The sequence below is a fragment of the Streptomyces sp. NBC_00057 genome, assembly GCF_045041165.1.
In the GTDB taxonomy this organism is placed as follows: domain Bacteria; phylum Actinomycetota; class Actinomycetes; order Streptomycetales; family Streptomycetaceae; genus Streptomyces.
Window position 1 is genome coordinate 6,501,942 of the sequence record NZ_CP108256.1, and the last position, 20,111, is coordinate 6,522,052.

At 69.5% G+C, this 20,111-nt stretch carries 17 protein-coding genes and 1 pseudogene; 9 read left to right on the forward strand and 9 right to left on the reverse strand.

The genetic code is table 11. The features are described from left to right. Positions 1–44: 44 nt before the first annotated feature. On the reverse strand, positions 45–932 hold the full coding sequence (gene panB / locus OG953_RS30650) for a 3-methyl-2-oxobutanoate hydroxymethyltransferase (RefSeq protein ID WP_405688376.1): 888 nt from the start codon (positions 930–932) through the stop codon (positions 45–47). 203 nt (positions 933–1,135) lie between these two features. Between panB and OG953_RS30655 the strand changes: the two genes are divergently transcribed. From OG953_RS30655 to OG953_RS30665, 3 genes are all read left to right on the forward strand, one after another. Then, positions 1,136–2,740, forward strand: a complete 1,605-nt coding sequence (locus OG953_RS30655; RefSeq protein ID WP_405688377.1) for a DHA2 family efflux MFS transporter permease subunit — start codon at positions 1,136–1,138, stop codon at positions 2,738–2,740. A gap of 136 nt (positions 2,741–2,876) precedes the next feature. Beyond that, positions 2,877–3,539 carry a TetR/AcrR family transcriptional regulator gene (locus OG953_RS30660; protein ID WP_405688378.1) on the forward strand — a complete coding sequence of 221 codons (663 nt, stop codon included), beginning with the start codon at positions 2,877–2,879 and terminating at the stop codon, positions 3,537–3,539. 189 nt (positions 3,540–3,728) lie between these two features. Beyond that, the gene (locus tag OG953_RS30665; RefSeq protein ID WP_405688379.1) at positions 3,729–4,760 is read left to right on the forward strand and encodes an endonuclease/exonuclease/phosphatase family protein; all 1,032 of its coding nucleotides are present in this window, start codon (positions 3,729–3,731) and stop codon (positions 4,758–4,760) included. 280 nt (positions 4,761–5,040) lie between these two features. On the opposite strand, the gene OG953_RS30670 is transcribed toward OG953_RS30665, so the two are convergent. The 5 genes from OG953_RS30670 to OG953_RS30690 all read right to left on the reverse strand — a co-directional run bounded on the left by OG953_RS30670 (position 5,041) and on the right by OG953_RS30690 (position 10,944). After that, positions 5,041–6,795 (reverse strand): NAD+ synthase, encoded by a 1,755-nt coding sequence (locus OG953_RS30670; protein ID WP_405688381.1) that lies wholly within the window; start codon positions 6,793–6,795, stop codon positions 5,041–5,043. 76 nt (positions 6,796–6,871) lie between these two features. Continuing rightward, positions 6,872–8,611, reverse strand: coding sequence for a multicopper oxidase family protein (locus OG953_RS30675; RefSeq protein ID WP_405688383.1), 1,740 nt, complete (start codon positions 8,609–8,611; stop codon positions 6,872–6,874). A 383-nt stretch (positions 8,612–8,994) separates the two neighbouring features. Then, positions 8,995–9,420 carry a CBS domain-containing protein gene (locus OG953_RS30680; RefSeq protein ID WP_405688384.1) on the reverse strand — a complete coding sequence of 142 codons (426 nt, stop codon included), beginning with the start codon at positions 9,418–9,420 and terminating at the stop codon, positions 8,995–8,997. A gap of 127 nt (positions 9,421–9,547) precedes the next feature. After that, positions 9,548–10,264 carry a DUF305 domain-containing protein gene (locus OG953_RS30685; RefSeq protein ID WP_405688386.1) on the reverse strand — a complete coding sequence of 239 codons (717 nt, stop codon included), beginning with the start codon at positions 10,262–10,264 and terminating at the stop codon, positions 9,548–9,550. A gap of 2 nt (positions 10,265–10,266) precedes the next feature. Next, positions 10,267–10,944, reverse strand: a complete 678-nt coding sequence (locus tag OG953_RS30690; protein WP_405688388.1) for a DUF3105 domain-containing protein — start codon at positions 10,942–10,944, stop codon at positions 10,267–10,269. 243 nt (positions 10,945–11,187) lie between these two features. On the opposite strand from OG953_RS30690, the gene glnA reads away from it, so the two are divergent. Further along, a complete protein-coding gene (gene glnA, locus OG953_RS30695) occupies positions 11,188–12,549 on the forward strand; it encodes a type I glutamate--ammonia ligase (protein ID WP_093897617.1) in 1,362 nt (453 codons plus the stop codon). 75 nt (positions 12,550–12,624) lie between these two features. Here glnA and OG953_RS30700 read toward each other — a convergent pair. After that, positions 12,625–13,248 (reverse strand): annotated as a pseudogene (locus OG953_RS30700) (tyrosine-type recombinase/integrase). Between the two features lie 78 nt (positions 13,249–13,326). Then, positions 13,327–13,524, reverse strand: a complete 198-nt coding sequence (locus OG953_RS30705) for a helix-turn-helix domain-containing protein (RefSeq protein ID WP_405688389.1) — start codon at positions 13,522–13,524, stop codon at positions 13,327–13,329. A gap of 242 nt (positions 13,525–13,766) precedes the next feature. Here OG953_RS30705 and OG953_RS30710 point away from each other — a divergent pair, with 242 nt between their 5' ends. The 4 genes from OG953_RS30710 (at position 13,767) to OG953_RS30725 (ending at position 16,440) form a co-directional block, all read left to right on the forward strand. Further along, a complete protein-coding gene (locus OG953_RS30710; RefSeq protein ID WP_405688391.1) occupies positions 13,767–14,012 on the forward strand; it encodes a group II intron maturase-specific domain-containing protein in 246 nt (81 codons plus the stop codon). A gap of 267 nt (positions 14,013–14,279) precedes the next feature. Further along, positions 14,280–14,894: a hypothetical protein gene (locus OG953_RS30715; RefSeq protein WP_405688393.1), complete on the forward strand. Its 615-nt coding sequence runs from the start codon at positions 14,280–14,282 to the stop codon at positions 14,892–14,894. A gap of 133 nt (positions 14,895–15,027) precedes the next feature. Beyond that, positions 15,028–15,474 carry a putative immunity protein gene (locus OG953_RS30720; protein WP_405688395.1) on the forward strand — a complete coding sequence of 149 codons (447 nt, stop codon included), beginning with the start codon at positions 15,028–15,030 and terminating at the stop codon, positions 15,472–15,474. A gap of 165 nt (positions 15,475–15,639) precedes the next feature. Next, positions 15,640–16,440 (forward strand): putative protein N(5)-glutamine methyltransferase, encoded by an 801-nt coding sequence (locus OG953_RS30725; RefSeq protein WP_405688396.1) that lies wholly within the window; start codon positions 15,640–15,642, stop codon positions 16,438–16,440. A 38-nt stretch (positions 16,441–16,478) separates the two neighbouring features. Here the strand turns inward: OG953_RS30725 and OG953_RS30730 are convergent, their stop codons facing one another. Beyond that, a complete protein-coding gene (locus OG953_RS30730; RefSeq protein WP_405688397.1) occupies positions 16,479–16,571 on the reverse strand; it encodes a DUF6191 domain-containing protein in 93 nt (30 codons plus the stop codon). Positions 16,572–16,901: 330 nt separating this feature from the next. Here OG953_RS30730 and OG953_RS30735 point away from each other — a divergent pair, with 330 nt between their 5' ends. Continuing rightward, on the forward strand, positions 16,902–19,892 hold the full coding sequence (locus tag OG953_RS30735) for a bifunctional [glutamine synthetase] adenylyltransferase/[glutamine synthetase]-adenylyl-L-tyrosine phosphorylase (RefSeq protein ID WP_405688398.1): 2,991 nt from the start codon (positions 16,902–16,904) through the stop codon (positions 19,890–19,892). Positions 19,893–20,111: the final 219 nt, after the last annotated feature.

The following is a 20,111-nucleotide window of genomic DNA, read 5'->3' on the forward strand; positions in this document are numbered from 1 at the left end:
GCCTTTCCTGCTGATCAGGCCCGGGTGGAACTAGGCCGCACGGCCTAGTGGAAGGTGTGCTCCGGGGCCGGGAAGCCGCCTCCCACGACCTCCTCGGCGAACTCCTTCGCCGCGTCACCGAGCGTCTTGCGCAGGTTCGCGTACTGCTTGGTGAAGCGCGGCACCTTGCCGCCGGTCAGCCCGACCATGTCGGTGTAGACCAGCACCTGGGCATCCGTGTCGGGACCGGCGCCGATGCCGACGGTCGGGATCTGCAGGGTGCGGGTGACCTCGGCGGCCAGCTCGGCCGGTACGAGCTCCAGGACGACGGCGAACGCGCCCGCGTCCTGCACGGCCTTGGCGTCACGCAGCATCTGCTGGGCTGCCTCCTCGCCGCGGCCCTGCACCCGGTATCCCATCGCGTTGACGGACTGCGGGGTCAGACCGATGTGGGCCATGACCGGGATGCCGGCGTCGACCAGCAGCCGGATCTGCTCGTGGCTGCGCTCACCGCCCTCCAGCTTGACCGCGCCGACACCGGACTCCTTGATCAGCCGGGTTGCGTTGCGCAGGGCCTGGACGGGCCCTTCCTGGTACGCCCCGAAGGGCAGGTCGGCGACGATCAGGGCGCGCTTCGTGCCCCGTACGACAGCGGCGGAAAGGATGGCGATCTCGTCCATCGTGACGGGCACGGTGGTCTCGTAACCGAGGTGGCAGTTGCCCATGGAGTCGCCGACGAGCATGACCGGGATACCGGCCTCGTCGAAGACGGACGCGGTCATCGCGTCGTAGGCGGTGAGCATGGGCCACTTCTCACCGCGCTCGGTGGCGGCGGCGATGTCATGGATGGAGATACGGCGGGTGCTCTTGCCCCCGTACAGCGCCTTGCTGCTGTCGGTGGGGGCACCCGCGGGGGATGCGGCGGACTTGTTCTGTGCAGCCTGAAGCGACATTGCCAACGGCTCCTTTGTCATCTCGAGGCGCCCTGACGGCGTCCCCGGACCGGTTCCATGGTGGCATCCCGCGGCCGTCCACGGGAAGTGGGTCCGCACACCGCGGGAAGTGGGCCCGGGCACACGTCTCCGGCAGGCGCCCGCCCGGTAAAGACTTTACAATACGAGACGGTATCGTATCGAAATCATATAACCTCGCCGCCATGTCCATACCGTCGGGCGCTCGCACCGCCCTGCCCCAAGTCCCCGAGGCGGTCCACCGCCGCCGTTGGGCGATCCTCGTCGTTCTGATGTTCAGCCTGCTCATCGTGGTGCTGGACAACTCGATCCTGAACGTCGCGGTCAAGACCATCGCCAGCCCCGCACCCACCGGCCTCGGTGCCACCCAGAGCGAGCTGGAGTGGGCGATCAACGCCTACACGCTCGTTTTCGCCGGACTCCTCTTCACCGCGGGCCTGCTCGGTGACCGCATCGGCCGCAAGAGGGTGCTGCTCTTCGGCATCCTCCTCTTCGGCATCGGTTCCGCCCTCGCCGCCATGTCCGGCTCGCCCGGCGAGCTGATCACCTGGCGTGCCGTGATGGGCTTCGGTGCGGCGTTCGTCATGCCGGCCACGCTCGCCGTCCTGATGAACGTCTTCGAACGCGACGAGCAGCCCAAGGCCATCGGCATCTGGGCCGGCAGCGTCGGCCTCGCCATCGCGATCGGCCCGATCACCGGCGGTCTGCTGCTCGAACACTTCTGGTGGGGCTCGATCTTCCTGGTCAATGTGCCCGTGGTGATCGTCGCGCTGATCGCGATGGCGGTGCTGGTGCCGGACTCCAAGGACCCGAACCCGGGCCGGACCGACCCGCGCGGTGTCGTGCTGTCCATCGTCGGTCTGGTCCTGCTGGTGTACGGCATCATCCGCGGCGGCCAGCTCGCCGACTTCGCCGACCCCACCGTGCTCCTCTCGGTCATCGGCGGTCTGGTCGTCCTGACCGCATTCGTCTGGCACGAGAAGCGCACCAGCCACCCGGCCATCGACATCTCGTACTTCAAGGAGCCGTCGTTCTCCGCGGCCGTCGCCGCCATAGCGCTCGTCTTCTTCGCGCTGATGGGCGTGACCTTCTTCTCCGCCTTCTACATGCAGAGCGTGCGCGGCTGGAGCGCGCTGCAGGCCGGTCTGCTGATCCTGCCGCTGGCCGCCGCCCAGATGATCTTCGCGCCGCGCGCCCGGCTGGTCGTCGACCGGTTCGGCGCCCGCGTGGTCTGCACCGTCGGCATGCTGCTGGTCGCGCTCGGCCTCGCGGCGTTCGCGCTGTTCGACGCCACCACGCCGGTCTGGGTGCTGTGCGTGCTCTTCTTCGTCCAGGGCACGGGCATGGCGCATGTGATGACGCCGGTCACGGTCTCGGTGATGCAGGCACTGCCCAGGGAGAAGGCCGGTTCCGGATCGGCCGTCAACAACACGTTCCGGCAGGTCGGCGGGGCGCTCGGCATAGCAGTGCTCGGCTCGGTGCTCTCCACCGTCTACCGCGGCGACATCGAGGGCCACCTCGGTGCGCTCCCGGCCGGTGCCAGGGAGGCCGCGGGGGAGTCGATCGAAGCGACGCTCGGCATCGCGGACAAGCTGGGCCCGGCGGGCGCCCCGCTGATCGCCGCGGCGAACGACGCGTTCCTGAAGGCGATGCATGTCACCGCCATCGGTTCGGCGACCATCGCCCTGGTGGGCGCTCTCGTGGTCGCGATGTTCCTGCCGGGGAAGACGCTCGCCGGACAGGAGTCCGGCGAGGGCGAACGGTCGGTACGTGCCGGGGCGGGCCGGTGACAGCCACGGCCCCGGAGAACCGAAAACGCCGCCCAGGGTTCCGGGCGGCCCCCGGAACCCTGGGGCGGCTCACCGAGGCACCGCCCGCGTCGGCGAGAATCGGAACGGCGGACGGTCCGGCGAGAGGCGGTTTCACGTGCAGGCAGAGGCAGAGGCAGAGGCACAGGCACAGGGCCAAGGCTGCCCGGTCCGGGAGGATCCGGAACCGCGAAGGGGCCGACCGCGCAGTGCGGCGGCCGAACGGGCGATCCTGGACGCCGTCGTCGAACTGCTGGAGGCCGGTGAGCCCCTCGCCGGCCTGTCCATCGAGCGGATAGCCCGGACCGCCGGGGTCGGCAAGGCGACCATCTACCGGCGATGGAGCGGCAAGGAGGAGCTCTTCGTCGATGTACTGCGAGACATCGAGCCCCCGGAACCCACCGTCTCCGGCGCTGCCGGACTCGACGACCTGCGGCTGCTGCTGGAGTCACTGCGCAGGCGCGGCCTGGCCCAGCGCTCCTCCGTCCTGCTCCACAACGTCTTCGCGCAGATGAAGAGCCACCCCAAACTGTGGTCCGAATACCAATGCACCGTCATAGCCCCCCGCCGCGCCGCCATGCTGGCCGCCGTGCAGCGGGCGGTCGATGCCGGCGAGCTCCGCGGAGACCTGGACGTGGAACTGATGGACGACCTGTTCCTGGGGCCCATGCTCGTACGCACCATTCACCGGCCCGAAGCGCCGCTGCCCGAGGATCTCGCCGACAGCATCATCCAGGTTCTGACCGAGGGCCTCGCCCCCCGGCCCGCTGCCGACGGCTGACACCCCCGGACCCGCCCGAGTGTGATCGTTCTGTCACAAGCACCCGCAGACCCCTCCTGGCCGGAACCCGTCGGACCCCGTCCTTCGTCCTCGTGGCAGTACAGCCGTCGTGGACGGCAGGAAACACGCCGCTCATCGCCTAGGGTCGAGGGCGCACGACATGCACGGCAAGGCAGTGAGGACAGCGCGATGGTGCAGGCGTACGGAGCGGACACCGGGAACGACCGTCCGGAGCCGCGGCGCACCGGGTCCGGATCCCGTTTCCAGGACCTGCGCGACAGATGGACCGGCGACAAGGGCATCTGGCGGCGCGGAATCGTCCTTGCCGTCTGCGCGGTCCTCCTCACCCTCGTGATGGTCTTCCACGCCGACATCCCGAACACCATCGGCAACCTGGGCAGCCTCACCGAGACGTTCCTGCCGTGGATCGGTGTGTTCGTCCCGCTGCTGCTGATCCTGGGCCTGGTGCGCCGCTCGGCGACCGCGCTGGTCGCCCTGCTGCTGCCGGTCGTGGTCTGGCTCAATCTCTTCGGCGGGCTGATGCTCTCCGACAAGTCGGGCAGCGGCGGCGACCTCACCGTGGCCACCCACAACGTCAACGCCGACAACCCCGACCCCGCGGGCACCGCCCGGCAGGTCGCGGACTCGGGCGCCGACATCATCGCCCTGGAGGAACTGCCGAGCGGCAAGGTATCGGCGTACGAGGCGGCGCTCGCCGACCGCTTCCCGTACCACTCGGTGCAGGGGACCGTCGGCCTGTGGAGCAAGTACCCGATGAGCGACACCCGGCCGGTCGACATCAAGATGGGCTGGACCCGGGCGATGCGTTCCACGGTGACGACGCCCAAGGGCGAGGTCGCCGTCTACGTGGCCCATCTGCCGTCCGTACGGGTCAAGCTGCACGCCGGATTCACCGCCAACCAGCGCGACGACAGCGCGGACGCCCTGGGCGAGGCCATCGCCGACGAACGGCTCGGCAAGGTGATCCTGCTCGGTGACCTCAACGGCACGATGAACGACCGCTCGCTCAACGAGGTCACCTCCCAGATGAGGTCCACCCAGGGCGCCGCCGGCGACGGCTTCGGCTTCAGCTGGCCGGCGTCGTTCCCGATGGCACGGATCGACCAGATCATGGTGAAGGGCGTCGAGCCGATGTCGTCGTGGACGCTCCCGGCGACGGACAGCGACCACCTGCCGATCGCGGCGCGCGTGCGGCTGTGACCGGCGGCCGGTCCGGTTCCAGCGGGCTCGGAGGCGTTCAGTGCCTCACCCCCGGTCGGTCCGGGCGCCGGGAAGCGCGAGCCTGCCCGTACGGGCGAGGACGACAACCAAGGGGGCCATGGCCAGCCGGCCGGGCCAGCCCGCGAGGCTCATGGGCAGCCGCTTTGGCGGGGCGTCCGGCCGGGACCGCGACGGCCGTCAGCAGCCACCCCACCGCACGGGGCCACGGCTTCGGGAGACGCAGCGCGAGCGCGTCGCGGCCCCGGTCACCCCGCCCCGGTCACCCCGACTCGCGCCACCGATTGGTGATCGGCAGCCGCCGGTCCTTGCCGAAGCCCTTCGGGGAGATCTTCGTGCCCGGCGGGTACTGCCGCCGCTTGTACTCCGCCGTGTCCACCATCCGCAGCGTCTTCGCCACCAGCGCCTCGTCGAACCCGGCCGCGACGATTTCGTCCAGGCCCTGGTCCCGGTCGACGTACAGCTCCAGGATCCGGTCCAGTACGTCGTAGTCGGGCAGCGAGTCCGTGTCGACCTGTCCCGGGCGCAGCTCGGCGCTGGGCGGCTTGGTGATGGACGCCTCCGGGATCGGAGGGGTCTGCCCACGCTCCTCGGCGGCGCGGTTGCGCCACTTCGCGAGGCGGAAGATCGACGTCTTGTAGACATCCTTGATCGGGCCGTACGCCCCGACCGAGTCGCCGTACAGCGTCGAGTAGCCGACCGCCAGCTCGGACTTGTTGCCCGGCGCGAGGACGATCTGGCCCTCCTGGTTGGAGACGGCCATCAGTATCGTGCCGCGCAGCCGGGACTGGAGGTTCTCCTCGGCAAGGCCGGTGAGCCCCAGCGAGCCCATGTACGCGTCGAACATCGGCTCGATCGGTACGGTGCGGAAGTTCAGCCCGGTACGGCGGGCCAGCTCGGCCGCGTCGCCCTTGGAGTGGTCCGAGGAGTACTTCGACGGCATCGAGATGCCGTACACGTTCTGTGCGCCCAGCGCGTCGCAGGCGATGGCCGCGACCAGCGCCGAGTCGATCCCGCCGGAGAGCCCGATCAGCACACTGCTGAAGCCGTTCTTGGCGGCGTACGCACGCAGGCCCACGACCAGCGCCGAGTACAGCTCCTCGTCGTCGTCGAGACGCTCCGCGTAACCGCCGGTCAGCTCCGTCTCGTACGCCGGGAGGGGCTCCTCGGAGAGCACCACGCGGTCGATCCGCAGCCCGTCGTTCACGACACCGGACGGCGCCTCGGCCGCGGCGGCCGGCAGGTCCAGGTCGAGGACGACGCTGCCCTCGGCGAACTGCGGGGCGCGGGCGATCACTTCGCCGTTCTGGTCGACGACGATCGAGTCGCCGTCGAAGACCAGCTCGTCCTGGCCGCCGATCATCGCCAGATACGCGGTCGTGCAGCCGGCCTCCTGGGCCCGCTTGCGGACCAGTTCCAGCCGGGTGTCGTCCTTGTCCCGCTCGTACGGCGAGGCGTTGATCGACAGCAGCAGTCCGGCGCCGGCGGCCCGCGCGGCCGGCACCCGGCCGCCGTCCTGCCAGAGGTCCTCGCAGATCGCGAGTGCCACATCGACGCCCTGGACCCGCACGACCGGCATCGAGTCGCCCGGCACGAAGTACCGGAACTCGTCGAAGACACCGTAATTGGGGAGGTGGTGCTTGGCGAAGGTCAGCGCGACCTGCCCGCGGTGCAGCACCGCGGCGGCGTTCTGCGGGGCACCGGCGGGCTGCCCGTAGCGCGGCTGGGCCGTCTCGGAGCGATCGAGGTAACCGAGTACGACCGGCAGCTCCCCGAAGCCCTCCGCGTCGAGACGGGCGGCGAGCGCGCGCAGCGCCTGACGCGAGGCCTCGACGAAGGACGACCGCAGGGCCAGGTCCTCGACGGGGTAGCCGGTCAGCATCATCTCGGGGAACGCCACCAGATGGGCGCCCTGTTCGGCGGAGTGCCGGGTCCAGTGGACGACCGCCTCGGCGTTGCCGGAGAGATCACCGACGGTCGAGTCGATCTGATTCAGTGCGAGGCGTAGTTGAGGCACGCGCCCAGTGTAATCGTCTGACTGACGCGATGTCCTGGCGGGCAGTGCAATCGCGGAGCCGCCCGCCAGGAACGGGTCAGTGGTGGTAGCCGAGGACCGTCATCATGCCCACGTCCGAGTGGTAGATGTTGTGGCAGTGGAGCATCCACAGGCCCGGGTTGTCCGCGTCGAACTCCACGGCGATCGAGCTGCCCGGCCGGACGATCGCGGTGTCCTTGCGCGCCCATGTGGCCTCGCGCCGGTGGGAGGCCCGGTGCTCCGGCCCTGCCGATCCCACCAGCCCGAACGAGTGTCCGTGCAGATGGATGGGATGCCACATCTCCGTGACGTTGTAGAACTCCATCCTGACCCGCTCGCCCGCCTTGACCGGGTGGCGCTGCCCGGGCCTGTACGGCTTGTGGTTGAAGCCCCAGTTGTACGCAGCCATGTTGCCGGTCAACTTGAACCGGATGGTCCGGTCGGGCTCGCGGACGGACAGCGCCACGGATTCGTCCGGCGACAGCTCGCCCGCCTCCACCAGTTTTCCGTCCAGCTCCTTCGGCCGTACGGAGGCGGTGGGCGCCGCGCCCCGTCCGGTACGGAGCAGGGCCAGCGCCGACGCCCGCTTGCCCTCGGCGAGCGCGGTCAGCGGGAACACCCCGTCCCCGGCGGTGACCACCACGTCGTACCGCTCACCCATGCCCAGCAGCAGGGCGTCCGTCGTGGTGTGCCGGACCGGGTAGCCGTCGGTGTGGGTGATCGTCATCCGGTGGCCGCCGAGCGCGACACGGAAAGCGGTGTCGCCGCCCGCGTTGATGATGCGAATCCGGATCCGGTCGCCGGGCTTGGCGGCGAAGGAGGTGGGGGCCTTCGGGATGCGGCCGTTGATCAGGTAATGCGGGTAGTCGACATTGCCACCGTGGCTGTCGAGCAGTTCGCTGAACGAGTTCTTCATGACACGGGAGGGGCCGGAGCGGCGCTTGGCGGACTTGGGGGACTTGGGGGAACCTCCGTGCCCGGCGTCGCCCGAATCGCTCTTGTCATCCATGTCGCTCTTGTCGCCCATGCCGTCATGGCCCATCCCGTGGCCCATCCCGTGGCCCATGCCGCCCCGGCCCCCGCTGAGTTCGTCGAGCACCCCGTCCGGCGTGGAGCCGTCCACCCCGTCGACCCAGTCGTCGAGGACGACGACCCACTCCTTGTCGTACTTGAGGGGCTCCTTGGGGTCGTCGACGATCAGTGGCGCGTACAGACCGCGGTCCTGCTGGACGCCCGTGTGCGGATGGAACCAGTACGTTCCCGGGTGCGGCACCTTGAAGCGGTACGCGTACTCGGCGCCCTGCTTGATGGGCGGCTGGGTCAGGTCGGGTACGCCGTCCATGTCGTTGCGCACATTGAGCCCGTGCCAGTGCAGGCTGGTCGTCGCCGGAAGGTGGTTGGCGAGGGTGAGCGCCAGGGTGTCGCCGACCGCGACCCGGAGTTCCTTGCCGGGCAGCCGGGCTTCGTACGCCCAGGAGCCGACGACGAGCCCGCCGCCCAGATCGAGGCGGGACGGGGTGGCGGTGAGGTGGATCTTGTGTACGGGGCCGGAACCCCGCCCGACCTCGGCCGCGGCGACCTCCTCCCCGTCGGGGGAGACGTACTCGCCCCTGGGCTTCGCGTGGGGGGCGGTCCCGTGGTTCGCACCGCCGTGGCTCGTGCCGCCGGCGTTCGGGCCGCCGGCCTTCGTACCGCCGCGGGCCGTGTCGGATTCGCCGGAGCAGGCGGCCAGGACTGCCGTACCGGCAGTGGCGACAGCGGCGCCGAGCACGGCGCGTCGGGTGGGTGGAGTACGCATGGCGGAAGCACCTCGGGGTGTTGTCGGTATTTCGGTCTGCTGGGGGAGGGGGAGGCACCCCTCCTATATGCACAGCACCGACAACGAAGCGAGATGGGTCCGGCCCGGCCGGGATACCGGCCGCGCGGCCGGCGGCACTCGCGCCACGACGCCCCTGAGGAGGCGAATGATCCCGATGAGCAGCGCAACGGACAGCAACAACTGTCCGTATGCCACACATCCACTCAGGGTCATGTCGAGCACCCTACCCCCGCCCCGTATGCGCCGCGCGCGGAAACGTATCGCCGCAGCAATACAGGGCCCGGCGGAGAGAACGCACAGCGACCCGGTACCCCTCGTGGGCAAGGGGTACCGGGCCATCGGGCTGTGTGATCGCGAGCCGGTCAGCTGGGGGCGTAGACCTTCTCCACCCAGAGGGCGATCTGCTCGTCGGAGAGGTGATGCGCCAGATCGGCTTCGCTGATCATGCCGATCAGCTTCTTGTTCTCGACCACGGGAAGCCGGCGGATCCGATGGGTCTGCATCTCCTCCAGAACCATCTCCACACCCGCCTCTGCGTCGATCCAGCGAGGGGTGCCCTTGGCGAGGTCGCCCGCGGTCATCTTCGACGGATCGTGTCCCATCGCCACACAGCCGACCACGATGTCGCGGTCCGTGAGTATGCCGATCATCCGGTCCCGTTCGCCTTTGGCCGAGATGGGCAGCGCGCCCACTTTGTGCTCGCGCATCAGCTGTGCGGCGCGGTCGAGCGTCTCGTGCGCGGGGATCCATGTGGCCCCGGTGTGCATGATGTCCTTGGCGGTGGTCATGAGGGATTCCTCCTGCGTGCCGGTGGGCATGCTGTACGACCCCGAGCGAACCCATCGTCATGGGCCCGTTCGGGGCACGCGACCGCTATCACCCGTTCGGGTGTGTATGCAGCTCGGAGGGAATCTTTCAGGGCCGGGGCTTCGCGCCTCGTGCCGCCAGCATCCGGGTCATCATGTCCAGCTCGGACTGCTGGGCCTCGACCATTCCCTGGGCCAGCCGCTTCTCCACATTCACCGTGCACAGCCGGGCGCAGCCGCGGGCCATGTCGATGCCGCCCTTGTGGTGGTCGGTCATCAGCTGGAGGTACAGGATCTCGGCCTTCCTGCCGTTCGCCCTGCGGAGCCGGTTCAGCTCGGTCCTGGTGGCCATACCGGGCATGAGGGAGCCGTCATGGGCCCGGTAACCGGCCCCCATGCCCGCCGTCCCGCCCATTCCTTCCATGCCGTCCATCGTGTGTCCGTCGTGCCCCGCCGCCATCCAGGCCATCGGCTCCTGCCCGGCGGCCGCCTTCGGCAGCTCCCACAGGTCCAGCCAGCCGAGCATCATGCCCCGCTGGTTGGCCTGCGTATTGGCGATGTCGTACGCGAGACGGCGTACCTCCTCGTCCTTCGTACGGTCACGCACGATGAACGACATCTCGACGGCCTGCTGATGGTGAACCGCCATGTCGCGGGCGAAACCGGCGTCCGCCGAGTCCACCGCCGGCGTGCGCGTGGCGGGGGCGGCGGCATGGTCCGCGCCGTCGTCCCGCGCGGAGGCGACCGTCGCCACCCCCGCGAACAGCAGTGCGAGCACGACGGCGGAGCCCGCCACCCACTGGATGCGCCGGTCGCGTTTCACCACGGTCACTGGGTCCCCAGCCCGCCCGTGCACGCGGCACCGGGCTCGGGTGTCTGCGGCCCCTGGACGAACTTGGCGAAGAACTGGTCGACCCGCCGGTCATCGGCGCTGTCCACCGTCACCTGATTGCCCCAGGCACTCAGCATGATCGTCCCGGCCTGGCCCTCGTACGGGCTCATCAGCGAGTACGGCGTCCTGCCGACCCGCTCTGCGAGCTTCGCCACATCGGCGTTCGAGGCCTTGTCCGTGTACGTCACCCACACCGATCCGTGCTCCAGCGAGTGCACGGCGTTCACGTCGGGGATCGCTTTCTTGTATACCTCGCCGTCGCAGTTCGTCCATACGGGGTTGTGGTCACCGCCGACCGGGGGCTTCATCGGGTACGTGACCGGCGTGGTGACGTGCTTGCGGGTCAGCTTCTTCGCGTCCCACGTCTTCAGCCCCTCGATGGGCTCGGCGGCGAGCTTCTTCTGCTCCGCCGCGGACGCCTTGGCGTCCTCCGCCTGAACGGCCTTCTTCTTCTCCGATGCCTCGGACTTGTCCAGCACCATGTACGAGCCGAAACCGACCAGGCCCACGACGGCGAGGACGCTCAGGCTTATGGCCAGGACACGGTTGCGGCGCTCCCGCGCGCGGTCGGCGTTGCGCATCTGCTCTATGCGGGTCCTGCGGTCGAAGCTCATGTCGTCAGGTCCTTCTGCGAAGGGGCGGGGGGACAAGAAGCGGTCGGGAAAACCGGTGCGTACCGGGCAGTTGCGAAGCCGCTCCGCTCCGTGCGCACCATGGGCGCCGATCGTAGTGGGTGGCCGGGTGCTCCATCTCACATCGTGTGCGTAATCTGGGTGAAATCCCGGGTCGTGATACTGGAGCTTCTCCCCTACCCCGGGCGGTGGTGCACGGACCGTCTGAACTGCAAGGATGTGGCTATGGACAAGCAGCAGGAATTCGTCCTCAGGACGCTTGAGGAGCGCGACATCCGCTTCGTACGGCTGTGGTTCACCGATGTGCTCGGCTACCTCAAGTCCGTTGCCGTGGCCCCCGCCGAGCTGGAACAGGCGTTTGACGAGGGCATCGGCTTCGACGGCTCGGCCATCGAGGGCTTCGCCCGGGTGTACGAGTCCGACATGATCGCCAAGCCGGACCCGGGTACGTTCCAGATCCTGCCGTGGCGCGCGGAGGCCCCCGGCACGGCCCGGATGTTCTGCGACATCCTGATGCCCGACGGTTCGCCGTCCTTCGCGGACCCGCGCTATGTCCTCAAGCGCATCCTCGCCAAGACCTCCGACCTGGGCTTCACCTTCTACACCCACCCGGAGATCGAGTTCTTCCTGCTGAAGGACAAGCCGGTCGACGGCAGCCGCCCCACCCCCGCCGACAGCTCCGGCTACTTCGACCACACCCCGCAGAACGTCGGCATGGACTTCCGCCGCCAGGCGATCACCATGCTCGAATCGATGGGCATCTCGGTCGAGTTCAGTCACCACGAGGGCGCCCCCGGTCAGCAGGAGATCGACCTGCGGTACGCGGACGCGCTCTCCACCGCCGACAACATCATGACCTTCCGCCTGGTGATGAAGCAGGTCGCGCTGGAGCAGGGCGTGCAGGCGACGTTCATGCCGAAGCCGTTCTCCGAGTACCCCGGGTCGGGCATGCACACCCACCTCTCCCTCTTCGAGGGCGACCGCAATGCCTTCTACGAGTCGGGCGCGGAGTATCAACTGTCCAAGGTCGGCCGCTCCTTCATCGCCGGTCTGCTCACCCACGCCGCGGAGATCTCCGCCGTGACGAACCAGTGGGTCAACTCCTACAAGCGCATCTGGGGCGGCTCCTCCCGCGCCGCGGGCGCCGGCGGCGAGGCCCCCTCGTACATCTGCTGGGGCCACAACAACCGCTCCGCGCTCATCCGTGTCCCGATGTACAAGCCCGGCAAGACCGGCTCCGCCCGCGTCGAGGTCCGCTCCATCGACTCCGGCGCCAACCCCTACCTGACGTACGCGGTGCTGCTCGCCGCGGGCCTCAAGGGCATAGAGGAGGGCTACGAACTCCCGGCCGGCGCCGACGACGACGTCTGGGCCCTGTCCGACGCAGAGCGCCGCGCGATGGGCATCGAACCCCTGCCGCAGAACCTCGGCGAGGCGATCTCGCTGATGGAGAAGAGCGAACTGGTCGCCGAGACGCTCGGCGAGCACGTCTTCGACTTCTTCCTGCGCAACAAGAAGCAGGAGTGGGAGGAGTACCGCAGCGAGGTCACGGCCTTCGAGCTGAAGGCACTGCTGCCGGTGCTGTAACAGCAGGTCAGCCGCATTACGGCGACGCAGTGACGATCCGGGCCAGAGGCGTCGTGCCTCTGGCCCGGAGTCCGTTCAATCGCCCTGGGCCGTCTGTGGGCCGTCAGGCGCACAAGCGGTGGCGTCGTACATGCTGTCCACGGCCTTCCGGGTGCGCCCCTCGCTGCTCGGCATCAGGTGCGTGTACGTCCGGAGAGTGAAGCCGGGGTCGGAGTGCCCGAGGCAGGTGGAGAGCGCCTTGATGCTCTCCCTGCGTCCAGCAGTACCGAGGCGTAGAAGTGCCGGAGCGCATGCATCCCGTGCTCGCGGGCGGCCTGTAGATCGTCATCCGCCGCAAGAACCGCGGACACGCTCGCGAAGATGACGCGGCGGTACGACGACATGGGGAGCGCGCGTTCCAACTCGCTGAGCCGGTTGAGGATGCGCGAGGGCTGGAAGGAGTCGAGGGGGTGCGACCCGATGTACGGAAAGGCGTGCAGCCGAAGCTGCACAGCAACCGAGGTGCGCGTAGTCGTGTCGGTGGTCTGGGATGCGGCGCTTCTGTCGGTCGGGGAATGACTTGGATTTCTCGGTGCCGTCAGGGCCGATGTAGCGGGCGTGGTAACGCATGCCGGTCCCGTGGCGGTCGGTCTTGACGCGGTTTGTCTTGCCGTCGGTGGTGGCGGTCTTGTACCAGCGGTCTTGGATGTGGCCTGCCAATTGGGGCTCCTGGGAGGAACGGACGCGGCAGGGGCACGACCCATGCGGGTCATGCCCCTGTGGTGGTGGCGGGTTTGGTCAGGCGGCGTCGGCTTCGATGCGAGCGCCAATCCAGGCATGGACGGCTTCGGGGTCGTAGCGCAGGTGCTTGCCGATGCGGAATTCGGGTGGGCCGGTGCGCTTTTTGCGCCAGGCGTAGACGGTTTCCGGCGGGACGGAGAGCAGAGTGGCGATGTCGTCGGGGGTGAGGTACCGGGCAGGCAGGGCGGTGGTCACCGTGGCTCCTCGGTTCGTCCGGGGTGTGGGTGGGTTGCAGTCACATTGCTGTGAGTCGCGACTCAAGCAACTCAGAGGCGGTGCGAGAGGGGTGTTGAGTCGCTTGAGTCACGACTCAGGCAAATGTGGTTCGGACGTGTTGAGCGTGATCCCGTAGTACGTGGCCACTTGTCGGCCGTAGGCGTCGCGGGGGCGGGCGCGGTGCAGTTGCGGGACGACGGAGAGCAGGTTGCGGCCGAACCGTGGTCGCCGATCTGAACCCGGCCCTGCGGGGTTGGGCGGCGTACTTCCGTAACGGCAACTCAGCCGGGAAGTTCTCAACGATCGACAGTTACGTCCACGAGCGACTCGCGATTTTCGAAAATCGCAAGCGCGGCATCCCGGGCAGACGGTGGGGAAAGCGCCACGACGGCGCATGGTTCACCCGACTCGGAGTGTTCCGCGTGTCCGGGAACGTGCGCAGGGTGGCGGTGCATGCCAGCCGGTGAACGATGTCGGTAAGCCGTGTGCGCGAGAAGCGCATGCACGGTTTGACGGGCGGGGGCTGGAAACGGAGCCCTCACGGGCCACCGCGCCAGTCCCCGACCCTACTAAGCCGCCAACGATGGTGCGTTTTCGCGCCATGCTGCCCAGCTCCCGATCTCCTGTCGGGGGCCAGTCGGCTCGTGAGGATCGGGCCCAACGCCAAAAGGCCAACTACGCCGACAGCGATTAGACTTTTGCTAACCGGATGACCCCGACGAACGGAGAGACCGGTGAGGAAGAGAATCGCAATAGCCGCAGTAGCGCCTCTCATCCTGGGGGCAGGCGTAATCGCCTCTCCTTCCCCGGCATCTGCCATTCCGCCGCCAAATTGCTCGGTGGTACAAAATGGTGCCACATTCGAACTCGCGGCCGAGGGCTTCGACGTCACCACCCCGTTCACCGCTCTGAGGAATGGAACCCTGCTTACTCAGGGCGTCACAACCGCCCCTAATGGGCAGGCGAATATCGCCCTCCCCGCTGGCCCGGAAGGGACGTTCGTTTTCCAAACCACGGGTGGTGTCGGCAGAACCTGCGAGAATCCGTTCAACAACACCACCACCACCACGAAATCCGATACTGACACCGGACCAATTACCGCCGCAGTGCAGGACCATGACTTGGGATTCGCAGCGGGGAGAGCGGATGGAAAGGTCTCGTGCGACCTGAACAAGATTTTCAGGCTGCGCGCTGACGACAAGTCAACCCCGGCGTACAGCAAGGGCTACGCGGAGGGACTCGAGAACGCAAAGACCACTTACGCTCCATGCGTCAGCGAGAAGGCCCAGCCCAAGGCTCTGGACCACAACAGTGACGGAGGGCGTGACGGGGGCTCGAGAAACCACTAGCTAGCGGAACACCAAGGTCCGGCTGGAGGGCCGGACCTTGGTGCTTGGGCCCTTCGTCGTATCCCGGATCGGCCGCGGCTACTCACCGACCGAGGCCGGTGGCGGTGGGTACGGAGGGGGGACGAAGGCATGAATGAACCCGGCAGGATCAACTCGCTTGAGCACGCCGCACGCTGGCGCTCCGGGGCACGGACTGCCCCGAGCGCGTGCTCCCGCACTTCGAGCAGCGGACTTCGGTGACGACCGGTCGAGCAAAGCAGTCGTAGCGGGGCGCGCCTGGGCGCGCGGAGAGCTGACGATGAATCAGGCCCGCGCCGCCGCGTTCGCGGCCCACAGCGTGGCACGCGACGCCGAAGGCCCGGCCGCCCGCGCTGTGGCCCGCGCGGCCGGTCACGCCGTGGTGACCGCCCCTGTCCCGGGCCACGCCCGCCACTCCGCACGCGCCACGGACGAGTCCGGGGCCACCCCCGCGTACAAGGTGACCTCCGCCCGAGCAACGGCGGCGGAACGCGACTGGCAGTACCGGCGCCTCCCCGGACATCTCCGTCAGGTGGCCTTCCCGGCCGGGCACACCGACTGAGGCCGCGACTGGGGTAGTGTGGCCCACCCCAACACGGGGACCGACCAAGGAGGTGAGAGCCATTACCGCTGCATCAGGCTGGGTGCTCACCCCTCACGATCGCGTGGTCGACCCGACATAATCGACCGCGGAGCGCCCATCGGCTTTCCCGAAAGGCTCCGCTTCATGTCGGTTTCCGCTTCACCGCTCGCCGTTTCCTCCATCGTCTCCACACTCCGCGCCGCCGGCTGCGTATTCGCCGAGGACGAGGCGGAGTTGATCGTCTCCACGGCCGCCGACCACGCCGAACTCGCTTCCATGGTCGAACGGCGGGCCGCCGGCCTGCCCCTGGAACACGTCCTCGGCTGGGCCGAGTTCAGCGGTCTCCGGATCGCCGTGGACCCCGGTGTCTTCGTACCCCGTCGCCGCACCGAGTTCCTGGTCCGGCAGGCCGCCGCCCTCGCCGGGCCCGGGGCGGTCGTCGTCGACCTCTGCTGCGGTTCGGGAGCCCTCGGCACCGCGCTTGCCGCAACGCTCGACCGGATCGAACTGCACTCCGCCGACGTCGAACCCGCAGCCGTACGGTGCGCCCGCCGCAACATCGGCGACGGGGGCCGGGTGTACGAGGGCGACCTCTTCGAGCCGCTCCCCGGCTCGTTGCGCGGCCGGGTGGGGATTCTGCTCGCCAATGTGCCGTACGTACCGACGCAGGACGTCGAGCTGCTTCCCCCGGAGGCCCGTATCCATGAGCCACGCGTCGCACTCGACGGCGGCGGGGACGGCCTCGACGTCCTGCGGCGGGTCACCGCCGAGGCCCCGCGATGGCTGGCACCGGGCGGGCATCTGCTGGTCGAGACGAGCGAACGGCAGGCGGCGCGGGCCGAGGAGACCGTCGCCCGCAGCGGCCTGGTCCCGCGCGTCGTCACCTCTGCCGAGCTGTTCGCGACCGTCATCATCGCGACCCGGCCGGAGCCGTCCGGGAACTGAGCGCGGACGGGCGCAGAGGCGGCCCGGTCCGGTCCGGCTCAGGATTTCGGCTTCCGCCGGACCACCGCCGTCCCGGCGTCCAGGTCCACCCCCATGCGGGGCGGCGCGCCGTCCAGTGCGTCGTCCCACATGGCCCGCGTGCCGGGACGTGCCGTCCTGGATGTCGAAGTGCCATTCGGGGCCGTACTTCGACTCCCAGGCCGCGGCCGGCCGGTTCTACGTCTCCGGCCTGGTCAGAAACTCCTTCGCCGCCGACCAACGGCCGGCCGTCGCGCTCTCGTGGCTGTAACGGGTATCCAGCTCGGCGAAGGGTTCGAATCCGGACATGCGGGCCTCCCGGTCGGGTCCTTGAAGCGATCGTGCCCCCGAAGTGCGGACGGCGCATCCGCCACGAATTCATCGGTGCGAGGCTAGGCTCGGAATGCTGAAGTGTGTGTGGACGGCGAGCGGGAGAGCACGGAATGACGACGGTGCCGGGGCGCAGGAGCAGTACATTCACCCGACTGCTGCGGCACGGTTTCACCGACCCCTCCGCCGCCGAGCGGCTCCTCGACCTGCCCGAGCTGTCGTCCGTACGCTCCGATCCGGTGCTGCTCGACGCCCTCGGGGGCACCGCCGACCCCGATCTGGCACTGCGTGGCGTCGTCCGGCTGGTGGAGGCCGAGGAGCCGGACGAGCGGCAGGTCCTCCTGGACACCCTCGTCACCGCCAAACCGCTGCGGGACCGGCTGCTCGGGGTGCTCGGGGCGTCCGAGGCGCTCGGTGACCATCTCGCCCGCCACCCCCGCGACTGGCATGCGCTCGTCACCTACGAGGCCACCGATCTGCACCCCGGGGTGGCCGAATTCGAGCAGGGGCTCGCCGGGGCCGACGACCCCGACTCGCTGCGCGTCGCCTACCGCCGGTGCCTGCTGGCCATAGCGGCCCGCGACGTGTGCGGTACGACGGACGTCGCCGAGGCTGCCGCCGAACTGGCCGATCTGGCCACGGCGACCCTGCGGGCGGCGCTCGCCATCGCCCGTACGGCCGCACCCGCCGACGCCGCCCAGTGCCGGCTCGCCGTCATCGCGATGGGCAAGTGCGGTGGGCACGAGCTGAACTATGTCTCCGACGTCGACGTCATCTTCGTCACGGAACCCGTCGACGGCTACGAGGAGAGCGCAGCCGTGCAGGCCGCCACCCGGCTGGCCGCGCACATGATGCGGATCTGCTCCGACACGACCGTCGAGGGCACCATCTGGCCCGTCGACGCCAACCTCCGTCCCGAGGGCCGCAACGGGCCCCTCGTACGGACGCTGTCCTCGCACCTCGCGTACTACCAGCGCTGGGCCAAGACCTGGGAGTTCCAGGCGCTCCTCAAGGCCCGGCCGGTGGCCGGCGACCCCGAACTGGGCGCGGAGTACGTCGAGGCCGTCTCGCCGCTCGTATGGCAGGCCGCGGACCGCGAGAACTTCGTCGCCGACGTACAGAAGATGCGCCGCCGAGTCGTCGACAACATCCCCGCCGACCGCGTCGACCGCGAGATCAAGCTCGGTCCCGGCGGGCTGCGGGACGTCGAATTCGCCGTACAGCTGCTCCAGCTGGTGCACGGCCGCAGTGATGCCACCCTGCGCAGCGGCACCACCCTGGAGGCCCTTCGGGCGCTCGCCGCGGGCGGCTATGTGGGGCGGGTGGACGCCGCGCAGTTGGACGACGCGTACCGCTTCCTGCGTGCCATGGAGCACCGGATCCAGCTCTACCGGCTGCGCCGCACCCATCTGGTGCCGGAGGACGAGGCGGATCTGCGGCGGCTCGGGCGCTCCCTCGGGATGCGTGCGGACCCGATCACCGAGCTCAACCAGGCGTGGAAGCGGCACGCCTCCGTGGTGCGGCGGCTGCACGAGAAACTGTTCTACCGGCCGCTGCTCGACGCCGTCGCCCAGCTCGCGCCCGGCGAGTCCAGGCTCAGCGCGAAGGCGGCCAAGCACCGGCTCGAAGCGCTCGGATACGCCGATCCGGCCGCCGCGCTGCGGCACCTGGAGGCGCTGACGTCCGGGGTGTCCCGCAAGGCCGCCATCCAGCGCACCCTGCTGCCGGTGCTGCTCGGCTGGTTCGCGGACTCCGCCGATCCGGACGCCGGGCTGCTCGGCTTCCGCAAGGTGTCCGACGCACTCGGCAAGACCCCCTGGTACCTGCGGCTGCTGAGGGACGAGGGCGCCGCCGCGGAGAACCTCGCCCGGGTGCTCTCGGCCGGCCGGCTCGCCCCCGACCTGCTGCTCCGTGCGCCCGAGGCGGTGGCGATCCTCGGCGATCCGCAGGGGCTGAAGCCGCGCAGCCGCGAGCACCTGGAGCAGGAGGTGCTGGCCGCGGTGGGGCGCGCGGAGGGCGCCGAATCCGCCGTCGCCGTGGTCCGCGGGGTGCGTCGGCGCGAGCTGTTCCGGACCGTGGCCGCGGACCTCATCGGCTCGTACGGTACGGAGGAGAGCCCCGCCGAGGAGGACCCCGGGGCTCTCGTCGACCGGGTCGGCAACGCTGTCACCGATCTCAACGCCGTCACGATCGCGGGCGCCCTGCGCGCCGCCGTACGCGAGCAGTGGGGGGACACTCTCCCCACCCGGTTCGCGGTCATCGGTGTGGGCCGTTTCGGCGGACACGAGCTCGGATACGGCTCCGACGCCGATGTGCTGTTCGTCCACTCACCGCGCGAGGGCGTCGACGAGCAGGAGGCGGGCCGGGCCGCGAACCAGGTGGTGTCCGAGATGCGGAGACTGCTGCAACTGCCCACCGCCGACCCGCCGTTGATCATCGATGCGGATCTGCGGCCGGAGGGCAAGAGCGGGCCGCTGGTGCGTACGCTGAGGTCGTACGAGGCCTACTACCGGCGGTGGTCGCTGGTCTGGGAGAGCCAGGCACTGCTGCGCGCCGAGCCGATGGCCGGTGACGAGGAACTCGGCCGTGACTTCATCGAGTTGATCGATCCGTTGCGCTACCCGATGGAGGGCCTCGGGGAGGACGCGGTCCGCGAGATCCGCCGCCTGAAGGCCCGGATGGAGTCCGAACGGCTGCCGCGCGGCGCTGACCCGACGCTCCATACCAAGCTGGGGCGCGGCGGGCTGAGCGATGTCGAGTGGACGGTCCAGCTGATGCAGATGCAGCACGGCTGGGTGGAACCGGGGCTGCGGACGACCCGTACCCGCGAGGCGCTGGCCGCGGCGTGCGCGGCGGAGCTGATCTCGGGCGAGGACGCGCAGACGCTGGACGAGGCGTGGGTGCTGGCGACGCGGGTCCGCAATGCGGTGATGCTGGTACGGGGGCGGCCGGGCGACACGTTTCCGTCGGGGCCGCGCGAACTCACGGCGGTGGGGCGGTACTTGGGGTACGAGCCGGGGCATGTCGGGGACATGCTGGACGACTACCGGCGGATTACGCGGCGGGCGCGCGCAGTGGTGGAGGAGCGGTTCTACGGGGCGTGAGGGGGCGCCCGCTGCGGCGCGGGGCCTTGCTCCGAGGTTCGGGGCTCCGCCGCGGGCCCCGGCTCCCGGAGCTGCGCGAACGGCTTCCATGGGGCGTGGCCGAGGACGCCTCTTGCATCTGTACCGGACGGGCCTCGCGCTCATCCCGGCTGCCGGGAGGGCAGTCGTCAGGCGCGCACGCCGCGTCAGGCCCGCCATCGCAAGGCAGGCAGGTGTCTC

Coding starts and splice junctions, on each gene's coding strand:
- panB (WP_405688376.1), bottom strand. CDS start 932: ATGTCGCTTCAGGCTGCACAGAACAAGTCCGCCGCATCCCCCGCGGGT.
- OG953_RS30655 (WP_405688377.1), top strand. CDS start 1,136: ATGTCCATACCGTCGGGCGCTCGCACCGCCCTGCCCCAAGTCCCCGAG.
- OG953_RS30665 (WP_405688379.1), top strand. CDS start 3,729: ATGGTGCAGGCGTACGGAGCGGACACCGGGAACGACCGTCCGGAGCCG.
- OG953_RS30675 (WP_405688383.1), bottom strand. CDS start 8,611: ATGCGTACTCCACCCACCCGACGCGCCGTGCTCGGCGCCGCTGTCGCC.
- OG953_RS30680 (WP_405688384.1), bottom strand. CDS start 9,420: ATGACCACCGCCAAGGACATCATGCACACCGGGGCCACATGGATCCCC.
- OG953_RS30690 (WP_405688388.1), bottom strand. CDS start 10,944: ATGAGCTTCGACCGCAGGACCCGCATAGAGCAGATGCGCAACGCCGAC.
- glnA (WP_093897617.1), top strand. CDS start 11,188: ATGGACAAGCAGCAGGAATTCGTCCTCAGGACGCTTGAGGAGCGCGAC.
- OG953_RS30720 (WP_405688395.1), top strand. CDS start 15,028: ATGAACCCGGCAGGATCAACTCGCTTGAGCACGCCGCACGCTGGCGCT.
- OG953_RS30725 (WP_405688396.1), top strand. CDS start 15,640: ATGTCGGTTTCCGCTTCACCGCTCGCCGTTTCCTCCATCGTCTCCACA.
- OG953_RS30730 (WP_405688397.1), bottom strand. CDS start 16,571: ATGTGGGACGACGCACTGGACGGCGCGCCGCCCCGCATGGGGGTGGAC.
- OG953_RS30735 (WP_405688398.1), top strand. CDS start 16,902: ATGACGACGGTGCCGGGGCGCAGGAGCAGTACATTCACCCGACTGCTG.